The 15,681-nt window shown below is 60.0% G+C and carries 15 protein-coding genes; 10 read left to right on the top strand and 5 right to left on the bottom strand.

Annotated elements, in window-relative coordinates; translation table 11 throughout:
- Positions 1-70: 70 nt before the first annotated feature.
- Complete coding sequence (gene ppsA, locus ACSMDR_RS03035; RefSeq protein WP_436466983.1) at positions 71-2,443, top strand: phosphoenolpyruvate synthase; 2,373 nt, start codon at positions 71-73, stop codon at positions 2,441-2,443.
- Positions 2,444-2,604: 161 nt separating this feature from the next.
- Here the strand turns inward: ppsA and ACSMDR_RS03030 are convergent, their stop codons facing one another.
- Positions 2,605-3,144 carry an isochorismatase family protein gene (locus ACSMDR_RS03030; protein ID WP_436468185.1) on the bottom strand — a complete coding sequence of 180 codons (540 nt, stop codon included), beginning with the start codon at positions 3,142-3,144 and terminating at the stop codon, positions 2,605-2,607.
- Positions 3,145-3,184: 40 nt separating this feature from the next.
- Between ACSMDR_RS03030 and ACSMDR_RS03025 the strand changes: the two genes are divergently transcribed.
- Positions 3,185-3,601, top strand: coding sequence for a hypothetical protein (locus ACSMDR_RS03025; RefSeq protein ID WP_436466982.1), 417 nt, complete (start codon positions 3,185-3,187; stop codon positions 3,599-3,601).
- A gap of 69 nt (positions 3,602-3,670) precedes the next feature.
- Here ACSMDR_RS03025 and ACSMDR_RS03020 read toward each other — a convergent pair whose 3' ends face one another.
- Both ACSMDR_RS03020 and ACSMDR_RS03015 read right to left on the bottom strand, forming a co-directional pair.
- Positions 3,671-3,877 carry a hypothetical protein gene (locus tag ACSMDR_RS03020; RefSeq protein ID WP_436466981.1) on the bottom strand — a complete coding sequence of 69 codons (207 nt, stop codon included), beginning with the start codon at positions 3,875-3,877 and terminating at the stop codon, positions 3,671-3,673.
- The gene (locus tag ACSMDR_RS03015; RefSeq protein WP_436468184.1) at positions 3,877-4,392 is read right to left on the bottom strand and encodes a lipocalin family protein; all 516 of its coding nucleotides are present in this window, start codon (positions 4,390-4,392) and stop codon (positions 3,877-3,879) included. The genes ACSMDR_RS03020 and ACSMDR_RS03015 overlap by 1 nt, the downstream gene beginning before the upstream one ends.
- Before the next feature lie 351 nt (positions 4,393-4,743).
- Between ACSMDR_RS03015 and ACSMDR_RS03010 the strand changes: the two genes are divergently transcribed.
- Positions 4,744-5,577: a MetQ/NlpA family ABC transporter substrate-binding protein gene (locus ACSMDR_RS03010; RefSeq protein WP_436466980.1), complete on the top strand. Its 834-nt coding sequence runs from the start codon at positions 4,744-4,746 to the stop codon at positions 5,575-5,577.
- A gap of 98 nt (positions 5,578-5,675) precedes the next feature.
- Here the strand turns inward: ACSMDR_RS03010 and ACSMDR_RS03005 are convergent, their stop codons facing one another.
- Complete coding sequence (locus ACSMDR_RS03005; RefSeq protein ID WP_436466979.1) at positions 5,676-6,398, bottom strand: phosphatase PAP2 family protein; 723 nt, start codon at positions 6,396-6,398, stop codon at positions 5,676-5,678.
- A 299-nt stretch (positions 6,399-6,697) separates the two neighbouring features.
- Here ACSMDR_RS03005 and ACSMDR_RS03000 point away from each other — a divergent pair, with 299 nt between their 5' ends.
- The 7 genes from ACSMDR_RS03000 to dedD all read left to right on the top strand — a co-directional run bounded on the left by ACSMDR_RS03000 (position 6,698) and on the right by dedD (position 15,254).
- Positions 6,698-7,831 (top strand): 4-phosphoerythronate dehydrogenase, encoded by a 1,134-nt coding sequence (locus ACSMDR_RS03000; RefSeq protein WP_436466978.1) that lies wholly within the window; start codon positions 6,698-6,700, stop codon positions 7,829-7,831.
- A 131-nt stretch (positions 7,832-7,962) separates the two neighbouring features.
- Positions 7,963-8,979, top strand: coding sequence for an aspartate-semialdehyde dehydrogenase (locus tag ACSMDR_RS02995; RefSeq protein ID WP_005904167.1), 1,017 nt, complete (start codon positions 7,963-7,965; stop codon positions 8,977-8,979).
- A 245-nt stretch (positions 8,980-9,224) separates the two neighbouring features.
- Positions 9,225-11,297 carry a FimV/HubP family polar landmark protein gene (locus tag ACSMDR_RS02990; protein ID WP_436466977.1) on the top strand — a complete coding sequence of 691 codons (2,073 nt, stop codon included), beginning with the start codon at positions 9,225-9,227 and terminating at the stop codon, positions 11,295-11,297.
- Positions 11,298-11,406: 109 nt separating this feature from the next.
- Positions 11,407-12,216 (top strand): tRNA pseudouridine(38-40) synthase TruA, encoded by an 810-nt coding sequence (gene truA, locus ACSMDR_RS02985; protein ID WP_005904171.1) that lies wholly within the window; start codon positions 11,407-11,409, stop codon positions 12,214-12,216.
- A 118-nt stretch (positions 12,217-12,334) separates the two neighbouring features.
- Positions 12,335-13,198, top strand: a complete 864-nt coding sequence (accD, locus tag ACSMDR_RS02980) for an acetyl-CoA carboxylase, carboxyltransferase subunit beta (RefSeq protein WP_005904174.1) — start codon at positions 12,335-12,337, stop codon at positions 13,196-13,198.
- Between the two features lie 2 nt (positions 13,199-13,200).
- On the top strand, positions 13,201-14,469 hold the full coding sequence (gene folC / locus ACSMDR_RS02975) for a bifunctional tetrahydrofolate synthase/dihydrofolate synthase (protein ID WP_436466975.1): 1,269 nt from the start codon (positions 13,201-13,203) through the stop codon (positions 14,467-14,469).
- A gap of 50 nt (positions 14,470-14,519) precedes the next feature.
- A complete protein-coding gene (dedD, locus tag ACSMDR_RS02970; RefSeq protein ID WP_436466973.1) occupies positions 14,520-15,254 on the top strand; it encodes a cell division protein DedD in 735 nt (244 codons plus the stop codon).
- 72 nt (positions 15,255-15,326) lie between these two features.
- Here the strand turns inward: dedD and ACSMDR_RS02965 are convergent, their stop codons facing one another.
- Positions 15,327-15,671 carry a TusE/DsrC/DsvC family sulfur relay protein gene (locus ACSMDR_RS02965; protein WP_436466972.1) on the bottom strand — a complete coding sequence of 115 codons (345 nt, stop codon included), beginning with the start codon at positions 15,669-15,671 and terminating at the stop codon, positions 15,327-15,329.
- Positions 15,672-15,681: the final 10 nt, after the last annotated feature.

The following is a 15,681-nucleotide window of genomic DNA, read 5'->3' as shown; positions in this document are numbered from 1 at the left end:
CAAAAAAAGCACACAACAAGGCACAGACGGTGCCCCTGCACCCTGGCCCCACCAACCTGGAGACATGCAAATGCAACAGTACGTACTTTGGTACGAACAACTCGGAATGCAAGATGTAGAACGAGTCGGCGGCAAGAATGCATCCCTTGGCGAGATGATCAGTAACCTTTCTGGTGCCGGTGTGTCCGTGCCGGGTGGGTTTGCTACCACGGCGTTTGCTTTTAATGAGTTTCTGGAGCGTAGCGGGCTCAATGATCAGATCCATGATCTGCTCGACCGCCTGAATGTGGACGACATCGCGGCCCTCGGCGCCGCCGGCAACCAGATCCGCCAGTGGGTGATTGATGCTCCTTTCCAGCCGGAACTGGAAGAGGCCATCCGCAGCGCCTATGACAAGCTCAGCGCCGGCCTCGATGCCTCCTTTGCGGTGCGCTCCTCCGCCACCGCCGAAGACATGCCCGATGCCTCCTTCGCAGGTCAGCAGGAGACCTTCCTCAACGTGCGCGGCATCGATGCCGTCATGACCGCAGTCAAGCATGTGTTCGCCTCCCTGTTCAACGATCGCGCCATCTCCTACCGGGTGCATCAGGGGTATGATCACAAGGGTGTTGCACTCTCTGCCGGCATCCAGCGCATGGTGCGTTCTGACTTGGCAGCCTCCGGTGTCATGTTCACCCTGGATACCGAATCTGGCTTCAACGACGTGGTCTTCATCACCGGCAGCCAGGGGCTGGGGGAGATGGTGGTGCAGGGCGCAGTCAATCCGGACGAGTTCTATGTCCATAAGCCGACCCTGAAAGCGGGTCGTCCTGCCGTGGTGCGCAAGACGTTGGGCTCCAAGCTGCTCAAGATGACCTACTCCAGCGATGCGGGTCATGGCCGCCAGGTCAAGATTGAAGATACCCAGGAGACAGAGCGCAACCAGTTCTGTATCAACAATGATGAAGTGATGGAGCTGGCCAAGCAGGCGCTCATCATAGAGCAGCACTATGGCCGTCCCATGGACATCGAATGGGCCAAGGATGGTCAGGATGGCAAGCTCTACATAGTCCAAGCTCGTCCCGAGACGGTGCGCAGTCGTCAGGAGGCCAACACCCTCGAACGTTTTGCACTCAAACAGGCGGGCAAGGTGTTGATAGAAGGGCGCGCAATCGGTCACAAGATAGGCGCGGGTCCGGCCCGGGTCATCAGCTCCATCAGCCAGATGGACGAGGTGCAACCCGGCGATGTACTGGTGACCGACATGACGGATCCGGATTGGGAGCCCATCATGAAGCGGGCCTCGGCCATCGTCACCAACCGCGGTGGCCGCACCTGCCACGCCGCCATCATAGCCCGCGAGCTGGGCATTCCCGCCGTGGTCGGCTGTGGCGATGCCACGGATCACATTGCGCCGGGCCAGCTCATTACCGTCTCCTGCGCGGAAGGGGATACCGGTTTCATCTATGATGGCCAGCTTGACTTCGAGGTGGCGGTGACCGAGGTGGGCAACATGCCACGGCTGCCCATCAAGGTAATGATGAACGTCGGCAACCCGGACCGGGCCTTCGACTTTGCCCAGCTGCCCAACGCCGGTGTGGGTCTGGCGCGACTCGAGTTCATCATCAACCGCATGATAGGGGTACACCCCAAGGCCCTGCTGGAATTTGACAAGCAGAGCCCGGAGCTCAAGGCCACCATCACCAAGATGATCGCCGGCTACGAGAGCCCCCGCGAGTACTACATTGCCAAGCTGACCGAAGGAATCGCCACCCTGGCCGCCGCCTTCTGGCCGGAGCGGGTGATAGTGCGGATGTCGGACTTCAAGTCCAACGAGTACGCCAATCTGGTGGGGGGTCGTGGTTACGAACCCCATGAAGAGAACCCCATGATAGGCTTCCGCGGTGCCTCCCGTTATATCGCCGACAGCTTCCGTCCTTGCTTTGCGTTGGAGTGTGAAGCCATGAAGCGGGTGCGCGATGTGATGGGGCTGACCAACGTCGAGGTGATGATCCCCTTCGTGCGCACCGTGAGTGAGGCGGAGCAGGTGGTGGAGATCCTTGCCGAGAACGGCTTGCGCCGCGGTGAACGGGGTCTGAAAGTCATCATGATGTGCGAACTGCCCTCCAACGCCCTGTTGGCAGATCAGTTCTTGCAGCACTTCGATGGCTTCTCCATCGGCTCCAACGACATGACCCAGCTCACCCTGGGGCTGGACAGGGATTCCGGCCTCATCGCCCATCTGTTCGACGAGCGTAATGATGCGGTCAAGGCGCTGCTGGCCATGGCCATCCAGGCCGCTCGCAAGGCGGGCAAGTATGTCGGCATCTGCGGTCAGGGCCCGTCTGATCACCCGGACTTCGCCGCCTGGCTGGTGGAGCAGGGCATCGACTCGGTGTCGCTCAACCCCGATACCGTCGTCGATACCTGGCTCTATCTGGCCGAACAACACAAGGGACATTAAGTCTGCCCGAGTGATGTTTCATGACATAAAAACGGCGCCTTCTGGGCGCCGTTTTTATGGTGGGGCAGCTCGCCCTCATCTGGGGATGCACCGCTGGCATCCGGGCGCCGAACGCGGCTTCTCCCAGGCCAGCCAAAAAGCGTCGCCGCCGGGCGGCAGCGCTATTTCACTAGCGGGAGGATCGAGCGAAATGCCGGATCGCGGCAATCCCCGAGCAGTTCATAGAGGCACATCTCCACCGAGCCCAGCTCGGCGCCCCGTGCGGCCAGCTTGGTGATGGCAAGCTCCTTGTTGGCGGCGATGCGAGCTGACACCGCATCGACCACCAGCGTGGCGGCCAGCCCGGCCTCGAGCAATCCCAACACCGTCTGATAGACACAGATATGCGCCTCTATGCCGCACACCAGCCAATGCGTCACACCGCTTTGGTTGATGGTTGCCGCCACCTGCGGCTCGCCCAGGGCGCCAAAGCTGAATTTGGGCAATACGGGCGCCCCGGCTTGCAGTGACTGCAACTCAGGTACCGTTGGCCCGAGCTTGTCCGGGTTTTGCTCCAGCCAGATCACTGGCAAGCCCAGTGCCTGTATGCCCTTGATCAGGATGGATACATTGGCGATCAAGGGTGTACTTCCCTCGACCAGCCGTGCCAATTTGCCCTGAATGTCGACGACCAACAGACCGGTGTGATTGCGATCCAGCATACAGCCCCCTTGATAGGTGTGGACGGGAAGCCATGTCATCATGGAACCCCTTGCCTTGCATAAATGGAAACAGCCTGTGCTGACACCCATGGTGGGCGGCGCCAGGAGCCACGGCAACTTGAGATTTGCCAGCGGCGATCACAACCCTTTCCACCGGCCCCTGCCATCAGCGGTATCAACAGAGCTCGATCGATTTTTCACCGTCAACCACGATTTCATCAACGATGGTTATGTGCATGAAGAGCATCATCCTGTGTATGTCCCTTGCCAGCCTGTTGGCCGGTGGTGCCAGTGCCACGCCACGCATGGCCGATGGCCAGGCGCAGGGGGCAGCAAGGATCCCTGCTACACCGCGGAGCAGAACCGCCAATCGGCCATCATGAATGCCGCCAAGATGCGGGCGATGGAAAATGCCAGCAATGCGGTCAAGTATCCCGCGGCGGTTGCGTTAACCTGATTCCCTATTCCAACGCCTCGGCAGTCACTGATGCCGAGGCTTTCTATCAGCCGGTTTTCATAAAACAACTCACTGTTTATCATCGAGATCATCTGCTCTTGGCAAGATGGAGATGAGGCGCCGCCACCACTGCTCAGCCTGATTGATGGAGATGATGAATAGGCTTGTGGCAAAGGAGAGGGGTACACGGGTTTCTTTATCTGGATAACGGTGGTTGATAGTGAAGACGGTACTCATCGCCATGCCGACCCGTTCGCTCTCTGTCAATACCGGCACTATTTTTGCTGAACGTAGACAAGATTTTTTGTGTCAAAACCCCGTGCCTCAGACATCTCGACAAAGCGGCTGATCACATCCGCTTTAACGGATGGCGTTCTGGCAAGCAACCATAAATAGTCCGTGTTAGGCCCGGAGATAAAGGCATAGCCATCCTCTTGTGGCTCCAGTGCAAATACCACATAAGAGCCATAAAATGGCCCAAAGAAAGAGACCTTGAGATAACCTTCCGAGTCAGCGCCCACAAAATATGCCCTGCCTTTGGCCTCTTTCCACTCGTTGTCCGTCTCGGAAAAGCCTCGATTGATAACCAACACTCCACCATCAGCATTTAAGCTGTACTCGGCGTTGACCTGACTCAAACCACGCTCAAATGAATGATCCAGTCTGGCGATTTCATACCACTTGCCCAGGTAGTTGTTGAGCTTGAAATCCGAAACGGGAGTGACAGTCTCCGGCATACCCAGGCAACCAGCTAGCAGCAGAGCGCTCAGCATCAGCACCGTTTTTCTCAATTCAACCTCCAGATACTCATCAAGCGGGCGGTCAGAGCCCACACCAGCTTCATCCGATGACCTGTGGTCATGGGGACCCATCCCATCCTATGCCGGATGGGGCCTGGATGGCGAGATGATCCTTGACTCATCCAAATGGTCGCCCAGGACGCTGCACTGCGGCGATCCGCGCCAAGGCGCGCTTTGAGTGCAAGCTCATGGGATTTTGTTGCTTGGCGAAGAGGGTGGGCTCTGTTATGGTATTTGAAATTGGCCGTTTAGATGGCTGGATGGTTGTGGTGTTCTGTGTCAGCAACCAAGTTCCGCCATCTGGCCACCGTTTCTCGACCATCATTTTGACAGGGAGTCCCCATGCAGCGCCGTTCCTTCTTCAAGCTTTCCGCCCTTGCCTTGCTGGCCGCCAGCAGTGCCTTTTCTGCCACCGCGGCCCATGCTGCCGCCCCTCTCAAAAAAGAGATTGTGATTGGCACGACGGTGGGGGACTTTGCCGACATGGTGACCGATTCCATCAAACCGCAGCTGGAGGCCAAGGGCTACCAAGTGAAGCTGGTGGAGTTCACCGATTATGTGAGTCCCAATATAGCCCTGGCCGATGGCTCGCTCGATGTGAACTGTTTCCAGCACAAACCCTATCTGGAGAGCTTTGCCAAGGACAGGGGCCTGTCGCTGAGCCCCATCACCCAGGTGCCGACCGGCCCCATGGGCCTCTATGCAGGCAAGCTCAACACCCTGTCTGCCTTGAAAGAGGGGAGCACGGTGGCGCTGCCCAATGATCCCAGCAACCAGGCGCGGGCGCTCTTGATGCTGCAAGACATGGGCTGGCTCAAGCTGAAAGAGGGCATCAACCCCCTCAAGGCGAGCGAGTTTGACGTGGTCGGCAACCCCCATAATCTCAAGTTGGTTCTGCTGGAGGCGGCCCAGCTGCCCCGCTCGCGGGAAGATGTGGACTTTACCGTTATCAATGGCAATTATGCGGCCTCGAGCGGTATCCCCTTTACCGAGGGGCTCTTCCTCGAACGCAGCTATGACTTCATCAACTGGGTCGTGGTCAGGAGCGGCGATGCCGACACGCCATTTGCCAAGGATGTCGCTGCCGCCTACAACTCCGCCGCGTTCAAGGCCTATGCCGCCAAGCGTTTTGTCGGTTACAAATACCCGCAGGGGTGGCAGGCGAACCAAGGCTAAGTCGAGCCCCATTGCACATTGTTTGATATGACAACGGGCACCTCAGGGTGCCCGTTGTCATATTTGCCAGGGTAGGCGTCACTGGTGGTGATTGACGGTCAATAGTGGCGTAGCCACCAGCGGGCGGCGAACAGGGCGGTCAGGCTGCCGAGCAGGGCGCTTGCCAGCACGTCCAGTGGCCAGTGCATACCGATCAGGGTGCGTGACAGAGCGATGGCGAGCGCCCACAGCGGCAGCAGCCAGACCCCGCGAGGGGCTCGGGCCAGCCAGATCAGACCGAAGAATTGGGCAAGGCTCATGGCGGCGATACTGTGGCCGGAGGGGAAGGCGTAACTCACTTCCGCCTGCCAGTGGTTGCCGAGCAACTGGGGCAGGGCCAACAGCTGGCTCGCCGCATGCACCTGTTCGCTGCGCACCTCGACCTTGCTGGCGTAGAACTGCTGGATGGCAGGGATCAGCTGTTGGCTCTCCAGCCAGAGCAAATAGGGCCGCGGCTCCTGAGTCAGGTGTTTGAGCAGGCTCTTGATGACCCAGTCGCCAGCGAGCACGGCAAAGAGGGCGCCACCCAAGGCCAGCAGGGCGGGCAGAGTGAGGGCCAGTTTATAGCGGGTCAGCAGCAGCAGGGCTGCGATGCTGATGGCAAGGCCGGGAATATCCACCATACGGGTGAGGGCATAGGGCCACCACAACCAGTCCGATTGCAGGGCGTTGACCATAAAAGGCTGCCAGGGCAGGCAGAGCAGCAATATCAGCGGCAGGATCAGGGCGGCACTGAACGCAAGCGCCTGGCTGCGCGGCAATGAAGAGGGATGGGTTGGCATAACGGGGCTCGTAACGGTGCGTGGGGCAACAGGTAACAAAGAGGCGACATTGTGCCAGTCTCCGCTTGTCGGTCAAGCCGCGAGATGGGGCCAACAACATGGTGTTACAAATCAGTGCGGTGGCCAATGTTGGTTCACGTATCAGCGCCTGGCCACTTGGTCTGTATGGGCTGGGGCGGTCAAGCGTCCGTGGCGGTAGAAGAGAGAAGAATAAGTGTCTGACCCGTTGCCTTGTATGGGCTAGAATGGCGCGGCTGTGGCCGGTTGTGAACATCCGTCTTGAACATGAAGAGAGCCCAATGAAGATCGTCGTCGATGAAAATATGCCCCATGCCTGCGAGTTGTTTGCCGAATTTGGCGAGGTGGTTCCCTTGCCCGGACGGCATATCACCGCGGCGGATCTGCAGGATGCCGATGTGTTGCTGGTGCGCTCCGTAACCCGGGTTGATGCCAGTCTGCTTGCCAACTCCCCCAGGCTGAGCTTCGTTGGCACCGCCACTATAGGCACGGATCATATCGACAAGGCTCTGTTGGCGATGCGCAACATCCCCTTTTTCAGCGCTCCGGGCTGCAACAAGCAGTCGGTGGGGGACTATGTGCTCTCCGCCCTGCTGGTGCTGGCCGAGCGTTATGAGCTGACCCTGGCGGGCATGAGCCTGGCCGTCATCGGAGCAGGCAACACGGGAGAGTGCGTGGCAGGCAAGGCCGAGGCGCTCGGCATGCGGGTGCTGCGCTGCGATCCGCCTCGGGCGAGGGCAGGGGAGCTGGCGGCTGAGGGGGAAGGGTTTGTCGACTACCCGGATGCCCTTCGCGCCGACATCGTCAGCTTCCATGTGCCCATCACCTCTGAGGGTCCCGATGCAACCTACCACCTGCTCGATGCCGCCCACATCGCCGCCCGTCCAGCCGGGCAGATCCTCATCAATGCGTCCCGTGGCGAGGTGTGGGACAATCAGGCCCTGCTCACCCGCCAGCGCGGCGAAAGCCCGTTGCGGCTGGTGATGGATGTGTGGGAAAACGAGCCCCACATTCTGACGGCGCTGGTAGACCATACCGAGCTTGCCACCCCTCATATTGCCGGTTACAGCCTGGAGGGCAAGGCGCGCGGTACCTGGATGCTCTATCAGGCACTGTGCCAGCAGACGGGGCGTAACCCGCGCGGGGATCTGCACAAGTTGCTGCCCACGCCGGATGTGAGCGAGCTCACGCTTGGACGAGGGCTTGATCAGGGCCTGATCAAGCAGCTGGTGCATCTGATTTATGACGTGCGCCGCGATGATGCCCGCTTTCGGAGTCGACTCGCCATTGAGGGCAGCTTCGATGGCCAGCGCAAGGACTATCCCGAGCGGCGCGAGCTCTCGGCCCTGCGTCTGAGCGGTCCCTTCGCAGCGGCCCCCGCCTTGGCTGCGTTGGGTTTTGACTGCCAGCGCTGAGTCCGTCAAGGGGGGCTGAGCATCCCGTTATCACAGAACAAGTACCACCGATTTACAGCCATAGACAAGCAGGATGCGTCCTGCAGCGGGAGGGCCCAGAGCCCTCCTTAGTCATTTGAGAGGAGAGAATGATGAGCCAGCAGTTTAACGTAGCGGTATTGGGCGCAAGTGGCGCCGTTGGTCAGACCATGATCGAGATCCTGGCAGAGCGTAACTTCCCGGTCGCTACCCTTTATCCCCTGGCCTCCAGCCGCAGCGCCGGTGACACGGTGCGATTTGACGGAAAAAACCTCGAGATCCTGGATGTGGAAGAGTTCGACTGGAGCAAGGTCGAGATAGCGCTCTTCTCCGCCGGTTCCGAAGTGTCTGCCAAGTGGGCACCTATTGCCGCCGAACAGGGTTGCATCGTCATCGATAACACCTCCTGTTTCCGTTATGACGAAGATGTGCCCTTGGTTATTCCGGAGGTGAACCCGAATGCCCTGGCCGATTTTCGCAATCGCAACATCATTGCCAACCCGAACTGCTCCACCATACAGATGCTGATGGCGCTCAAGCCCCTGCATGACGAAGTGGGCATTGCCCGCATCAATGTGGCGACCTATCAGTCTGTCTCGGGTTCGGGCAAGGAAGGGGTGAGTGAGCTGGCTGGCCAGACCGCCAGGCTGCTCAACGGTCTGCCGGCGGAGGTGAGCGTCTACCCTCATCAGATCGCCTTCAACCTGATCCCGCAGATCGATGAGTTCACCGACAACGGCTACACCCGTGAAGAGATGAAGATGGTCTGGGAGACCCAGAAGATCCTGGGGGATGCCAGCATCGCCGTGAACCCCACCTGTGTGCGGGTCCCGGTGTTCTATTGCCACGCCGAGGCGCTGCACGTCGAGCTGCACCAGCCGCTGGATGCCGAACAGGTCAAGGCCCTGCTGCGGGTCGCGCCCGGTATCAACCTGTTTGACGACGATGCCAGCTATCCGACGCCGGTTGGCGACGCCACCGGGCAGGATGACGTCATGGTCGGTCGCATCCGTCAGGATATTTCTCACCCTTGCGGTATAAATATGTGGATCGTGGCCGATAACGTTCGTAAGGGCGCGGCGACCAACAGTGTGCAAATTGCCGAACTGCTGATCCGCGACTACCTGTAAGCTCCTATCGACACTCGGCCTCTCGTCCAAGAGAGGCCGAGTGTGATCGAAGTTGCAGGAAGCGGCTTCGATATTCCCCCTTAATATCAATTAATTAACTTTACCCCTACACTCGGGCACGAATTGGGTGCTATTTGCGTCGGATGACTGGCTTGAGACTCGAGCCTGATTTATATTGAACCGACTGTTTTGGGGCAACTATCCAGATTTTTCAATGTGATAGGCCGTCATACGAAGGAACGAACATGGGACACTCCCGCATAACACTGGCGACGCTGCTCGCGTTGAGTCTGCTCAATACCACTTCTGCTTCTGCCGAAGAGGCCAGCCGGGATCCCTTCTTCGTGGAGTTGAAGGGACCCGATGAACCTGCAAGCCAGGTGACTCGGCCGACTCAGCCCGCGACGCCCGTGCAGCGTCAGGCCCAGCCGGTACGCTCACCGCAACCTATTGCCTCCCTCAATCAAGGGGGCCGCCGTTATGGTCCGGTTCGTTCCACCGATACCCTCTGGAGCCTCGCCAGCAAGCACAGACCGAGCAGTCGGGTCAGTGTCTACCAGACCATGGTCGCCATTTACGACAAGAATCCCGCCAGCTTTGCCGATGGCAACATCAATCATATTTTGGTGGGTTCCAGCATCACGCTGCCGAGCGAAGCTGAAGCGCGCCGTCACACGGATGCCCAGGCTCGCCAACGCTTCAACAGCGATAACGCCAGTTGGAAAGGCTTGAGTCCCAAGTATCTTGCCAGCAAACAGAGTGTTCAGCCTCAGGCCAAGCCGCCTGTCAAGCCGGCCCCTAAGCCGAGCGTCAAGCCTGCCTCCGCATCGGCAGCCCCGATACCGGTCCCGGTCGTGGCCCCGGTATTGGCGGCTGCTGCGACCCCCGCCAAGGTGCCCGGCGAAGTCAGCAAACTGGCCAGCGGCGCACAGACAACGGCACTGGCCAATGTCGCCAGTGGTGCCCCAGCGCCCTTGCCGGTCGCAACTGAAACTGTTCAGGGCAAGCCGGTTACCGAGATGGCCCTGGCGCTGGAAGATGCCAATGCCCAGCTCGGTCAAGTAACCGAGATGAATCACCGGCTCAAGATGCGCCTGCAGTCCCTGACCGAGGAGGTCGAGACCCTCAAGGCGCAGCTGCAAGATCAGCTTGTCTTGCAAAAAGAGGTGGCCGAGCTCAGGGCCAACCCTGTGCCGCCTGTGGCGGTAGCCCCTCCGGCGCAGAACTGGCTGACCGACTTGCTCGCGTCACCTTTGAACCTCGCCATGATCATACTGTTGCCCGTGTTGCTGGTATTGGCGTTGGTGACGCTCTGGCTGCGGGCCCGTGCCCGGCGCGAGTTGGAAGAGCAAGAGAAGAATCTCTCCGAGACCACCTCCGTGGTGATGGGGCAGGAGATGAGCGAGTTCGATCAGCTCATCGGTGCCGACATTGATGAAGAGCCTGTTGCCCGTGCCGCGCCTGCTGTCGATGAAGCGGCTGCGCACCGAGTTGAGCCGGACGATCTGGACCTGGTATTTAGCGACGAAGGGGAGCAGGTTCGGGAAGCCGAGATGCGGGATCCTGAACTGGTGCCCGAGTTGGATCTCGCCGCCGATGAGCAGTTCGAGCGCCCCGAACAGCCCGAAATGGATCTGGCCAGCGAGTTCAATCCGGCTGCCGATCAGGAGCTGATGAGCGAGGAGGAGCTGCAAGCCGCCCTGTTTGCGGATCTCAATGCCGAGCTTGATGCCGAAGAGGATCGTTTCGCCGCCCAATCTCCCGAGGGCAGTGCCGCCCTTGAGGATGATGAGCTGCCGGAGCTGGACTTCAGCGATCTCGATACCAGCCTGGACGACGAACCCGTGTCCGGCACTGATCACACATCTCAGACTGCAGACGAGTTGCTGGCTGAGTGGGGCATGAGCCCTGAGCCAGCCAAGGATCCCAATGAGTTGGCCCTGGCCGATTTCGAGGATGCCTTCGCAGAAGTCGAACCCGGCGAGGAGCTCAAACCCAGGGCTGAGGCTGCGGCCGATGACTTCGTCGAGATAGACAGCCTGTTGGCCGATGCCAATGCCAACCAGAGCGAGCAGGAGCCTTATCAGGGGTTCTCCCTGAATGTGGGACTGGATGGTTTCCCCGAGGTACTGCCAGAGTCCGACGGCTTCGATGTGGATGCCGATGACGGCGGCGTGGGTGCCAAGCTGGATCTGGCCCGGGCCTACCTTGAGATAGATGACAAGGAGAGTGCTCGCGAGCTGCTGGTCGAGGCGTCCGAGCAGGGCAACGATAAGCAGCGTAACGAGGCCGAGAAGCTGCTCAAGCGGCTGGCCTGATAGCTGGATGCAAGCAGGGCGACCCCAGGGGCGCCCTTCTTTTTGGGATATTTGTGCCTGTGTGGGTATAATTCGCCGCGTTTTCTCTCAAAGAGTGATACTCAGACTCATGCGAATTGCCCTAGGTATTGAATATGACGGCAGCCGGTATTTTGGCTGGCAGCGTCAACGGGAAGTGATCAGCGTCCAGCAGGAGCTGGAAAAGGCCCTCAGCCGCATCGCCAACCACGAGGTGAGCATACAGTGCGCCGGGCGCACCGACGCCGGGGTGCATGCCACCGGTCAGGTGATCCACTTCGATACCCAGGCCATCCGCAGCGAGAGCGCCTGGACGCTTGGCGTGAACTCCAACTTGCCCCCCGACATCGGGGTGCGCTGGGTGAAGGAAGTGGATGAGGGCTTCCATGCCCGTTTTAGCGCCACCGCTCGTCGCTACCGCTATGTCATCTATAACCATAACTTCCGCCCCGCCATCCTTGGCAGCGGCGTCAGTCACTACCACGAGACCCTGGACGCAGCCCTGATGCACCAAGCCGGCCAGAGTCTGCTTGGCGAGCGGGATTTCACCTCGTTTCGCGCCGCGGGTTGTCAATCCAAGAGTCCCTGGCGCAATGTGACCCACCTGTGCGTCAGCCGGTCCGGTCCCTACATAGTGCTGGATATCCGCGCCAACGCCTTCTTGCATCACATGGTGCGCAACATCACCGGCTCCCTGCTGCTGGTGGGCCAGGGACTCAAACCCGTGGAGTGGATAGCCGAGGTGCTGGCCGCCAAGGATCGTGACGTGGCCGGCCCCACCGCCAAAGCCGGTGGCCTCTATCTGGTTGACGTCGATTATCCTGCCGAGCAGGGGCTGCCCAGGCTGCCGCTCGGCCCGCTCTGGCTGCCGGACTCGGCACCGGGTACGACCAGTTTTTAGTAACTGCGCCCGAAAAATTGTGGTTTAATGATCCGTCGTTTATTGCCATCGAGCCGTAAGTCATTGAACTATCAAGGCTCGATGCGTATTGTCAGGCACAAAAGCATTAAGGAATTCCATGAGCTGGCTTGAGAAGATCCTTCCCAAGAGCAAGATCACTACCCCCCGTCGTCATAACATCCCGGAAGGGGTGTGGACCAAGTGCGGATCTTGTGAACAGGTGCTCTACCGGGCAGAGCTGGAGCGCAACCTTGAGGTTTGCCCCAAATGTAACCATCACATGCGCATTACCGCCCGTGCTCGCCTCGAGTGTTTCCTCGACGCAGATGGTCGCAGTGAAATCGGCGCCGAGTTGGAGCCGCAGGATATTTTGAAATTCAAGGATTCCAAGCGCTACAAGGATCGTTTGTCCGCCGCCCAGAAAGAGACGGGGGAAAAAGATGCGCTGGTGGTGATGAAGGGAACCCTTAAAGGGGTGCCTGTCGTCGCCTGTTCGTTCGAGTTCTCCTTCATCGGTGGTTCCATGTCCTCCGTGGTCGGTGCCCGCTTCGTGCGCGCCGTCGAGGAGAGCATCAAGGAGGGCCGCGGTCTGGTCTGCTTCTCCACCTCTGGTGGTGCGCGGATGCAGGAAGCCCTGTTCTCCCTGATGCAGATGGCCAAGACCAGCGCGGCGCTGGACAGACTCACCAAGGCGGGTCTGCCCTATATCTCTGTGCTGACCGACCCCACTATGGGCGGTGTGTCTGCCAGTCTGGCCATGTTGGGCGACATCAATGTGGGCGAGCCCAAGGCATTGATCGGCTTCGCCGGCCCCCGTGTCATCGAGCAGACGGTACGCGAGAAGCTGCCAGAAGGCTTCCAGCGCTCCGAGTTTCTGCTGGAGAAGGGCGCCATCGACATGATCATCGATCGTCGCGAGATGCGTGATCGTCTTGCCAGCTTGTTCGCCAAGCTGATGAACACCCAGGTCGTCGAAGACTGAACATGAGTTCAAACATGCAACAATCTCAAAGCCGGTCGCTGGTCGACTGGCTTTCTTATTTGGAGCAGATCCATCCGGTCAATATCGACATGGGTCTGACACGGGTCGGCGAAGTTGCACGGCGCATGGGGCTGACTAGGTTGCCCGGCAAGGTGCTGACGGTCGCCGGAACCAATGGCAAGGGCTCTTCTTGTGCCATGGCTGCCAGCATCCTGATGGCCGCCGGTTACAGGGTCGGGGTCTACTCATCCCCCCATCTGCTGCGTTTCACCGAGCGGGTGCGCCTCGATGGCCTGGAACTGGACGAGCAGGAGCACTGCGCCGCTTTTACCGAGGTGGAGGCGGCCCGCGCAGAGATAGCGCTCACTTTCTTCGAGTTTGCCACCCTGGCCGCGCTCTGGTTGTTCCGCCGCCATGCTCCCGATGTGATATTGCTGGAAGTCGGGCTGGGTGGCCGGCTCGATGCCACCAATGTGGTGGAATCCGATGTGGCTATGATCACCAGCATCGCCCTGGATCATTGCGACTGGCTCGGCGATACCCGCGAGGCGGTGGCGGTGGAGAAGGCCGGCGTCTATCGGGCGGACAAACCCGCCATCAGCGGTGAGCCCCATCCTCCGGCGACGATCGCCAGCGAGGCGGCGCGCCTCGGCGCTCATCTTTATCAAGTAGGCCGCGACTTCAGTGGTCAAGCCCGTGAAGATGCGAAGGCCGGCTGGGATTATCGGGGGCTGCAATGCTATCAAGGCTTGCCAACGCCCGCATTGCCCTTGATGAATGCGGTTACGGTACTGGCGGCCCTCGAGCGGCTCGGCTTGACGTTGCCCGAATCGGCAATCCGCAAAGGGTTGCGTGATGCGCGGCTGGCCGGCCGGATGCAGCGCTTGCAAACCGAGCCCCTGGTCATCGTCGATGTGGCCCACAATCCCCACTCTGCGGCCTATCTGGCCAGTCAGCTGAGCGCCATTCCGTGCAGCGGAGTACGCCGTGCCGTGGTCGGTATGCTCAAGGACAAGGACATGGCGGGGTCCCTTGCCGAGCTCGACGGCCTCATCGACAGCTGGTATCTCGCGAGCCTTACCGGGCCGCGCGCCGCGAGTGCGGGCCAGCTGGCGGATGCGCTGGGACAGGGGCAGGGGCGCGTGACACAGCATGATGCCGTGACTGAGGCTTATCAGCAGGCGCTGGCCGACTCGAGTCCCGCCGATGTGGTCATTGTCTTTGGATCGTTTTACACTGTTGCCGATATTCTGGCGACACAACCGGCCTGAATGCGCTATGCGCGCCGGGCTGGGTAGCAACACAAGGGTAGGAGTAAGGTTTGGCTTCTAAGTTCCAAAACAGATTGGTGGGCACGGTTATTCTGGTGGCTCTGGTGGTCATCTTCTTGCCTGACATGCTTGATGGCCAGAAAATCGCGCAAAAGGACGACGCTTTCGCGACTATCCCGCTGCGCCCCGAGCTCGAGCCTGCCAAGCCCGCGCTCCAGGTCTCTGCCGCCAGTACCCTGCCCAGCGATCATGATGCGAGCAAGCAGCAGGCTGCTGCTGCGCAGCAGTGGCAGGTCGAAGAGGTGTCAGCGCCTGTGACCTTGGGTCAGCAAGGCGCGGCAGCGCAGGCGGCCAGCCAGCCGATCGTCAAGCCAGAGCCCGTGGTTGCTAAGAAACCAGAGCCGGTCAAGGCACAACCCAAGCCAGTGCCAAAGCCGCAACCCAAGCCTCAGGTCAAGCCGGAGCCCGCCAAGCCACAGATCAAGAGCATGGACGATCTGCTGCAGAGCAAGCAGCTGGTCACTCAGGCCGCGCCGGCACCGGCTCAGGGCAGCTGGGTCCTTCAGTTGGGCGCCTTCCGCAACAAGGACAGTGTCAATGCACTGGTGAGCAAGTTGCGGGCGTCGGGTTACTCGGCTCATACGGTGCCACGCACGCCGGTACAGGGTCAGATCAACCGGGTCTTCATCGGCCCGGATGTCTCCAAGGCCAAGCTGCAGGGCATACAGGCCAAGGTGAGTCAGCAAACCGGCCTGAGCGGCTCTGTGGTGGCTTACAACCCTTGATGACGGTGGGGCAGTCTTCAAGCTAACTAAAAAAGACCGCGCCTTGGCGCGGTCTTTTTTATTGGTGGCGTTTTAGATGCACTTCACCGGCTTGGGCAGACCCGCTATCTTGGTCGCCTGCTTGGCAGGTCCCAGGGGGAACAGCTTGTAGAGATAGCGGCTGTTGCCTTTCTGGGGGCCAAACTGCTTTTCCATCGCCTTGACCAGGGCACGAATGGCGGGGGAGGTATTGAACTCCAGATAGAAGGCCCGCACGAAACGCACCACTTCCCAATGGGATTCGCCTAGCTCGATATTCTCCTGGGCGGCCAGCACCACGGCCAGCTCCTCACTCCAGTCGTTCACATTGAGCAGATAGCCCTTGGTGTCGGTCTCGATAGTGCGCCCGTTGCATGTCAGCACCGAATTATCGGACATGAGTGCCTCC

It is taken from the genome of Aeromonas molluscorum (assembly GCF_051376105.1).
Lineage (GTDB): Bacteria > Pseudomonadota > Gammaproteobacteria > Enterobacterales > Aeromonadaceae > Aeromonas > Aeromonas molluscorum.
This window is presented reverse-complemented; position numbering and strand designations above follow the sequence as displayed.

Excerpts from the sequence above, each read along its gene's own strand:
- folC (WP_436466975.1), top strand. The coding sequence starts at position 13,201 with ATGAGTTCAAACATGCAACAATCTCAAAGCCGGTCGCTGGTCGACTGG.
- accD (WP_005904174.1), top strand. The coding sequence starts at position 12,335 with ATGAGCTGGCTTGAGAAGATCCTTCCCAAGAGCAAGATCACTACCCCC.
- ppsA (WP_436466983.1), top strand. The coding sequence starts at position 71 with ATGCAACAGTACGTACTTTGGTACGAACAACTCGGAATGCAAGATGTA.
- ACSMDR_RS03025 (WP_436466982.1), top strand. The coding sequence starts at position 3,185 with ATGGAACCCCTTGCCTTGCATAAATGGAAACAGCCTGTGCTGACACCC.
- truA (WP_005904171.1), top strand. The coding sequence starts at position 11,407 with ATGCGAATTGCCCTAGGTATTGAATATGACGGCAGCCGGTATTTTGGC.
- ACSMDR_RS02965 (WP_436466972.1), bottom strand. The coding sequence starts at position 15,671 with ATGTCCGATAATTCGGTGCTGACATGCAACGGGCGCACTATCGAGACC.
- ACSMDR_RS02995 (WP_005904167.1), top strand. The coding sequence starts at position 7,963 with ATGAGCCAGCAGTTTAACGTAGCGGTATTGGGCGCAAGTGGCGCCGTT.
- ACSMDR_RS03000 (WP_436466978.1), top strand. The coding sequence starts at position 6,698 with ATGAAGATCGTCGTCGATGAAAATATGCCCCATGCCTGCGAGTTGTTT.
- ACSMDR_RS03010 (WP_436466980.1), top strand. The coding sequence starts at position 4,744 with ATGCAGCGCCGTTCCTTCTTCAAGCTTTCCGCCCTTGCCTTGCTGGCC.
- ACSMDR_RS02990 (WP_436466977.1), top strand. The coding sequence starts at position 9,225 with ATGGGACACTCCCGCATAACACTGGCGACGCTGCTCGCGTTGAGTCTG.
- ACSMDR_RS03005 (WP_436466979.1), bottom strand. The coding sequence starts at position 6,398 with ATGCCAACCCATCCCTCTTCATTGCCGCGCAGCCAGGCGCTTGCGTTC.
- ACSMDR_RS03030 (WP_436468185.1), bottom strand. The coding sequence starts at position 3,144 with ATGCTGGATCGCAATCACACCGGTCTGTTGGTCGTCGACATTCAGGGC.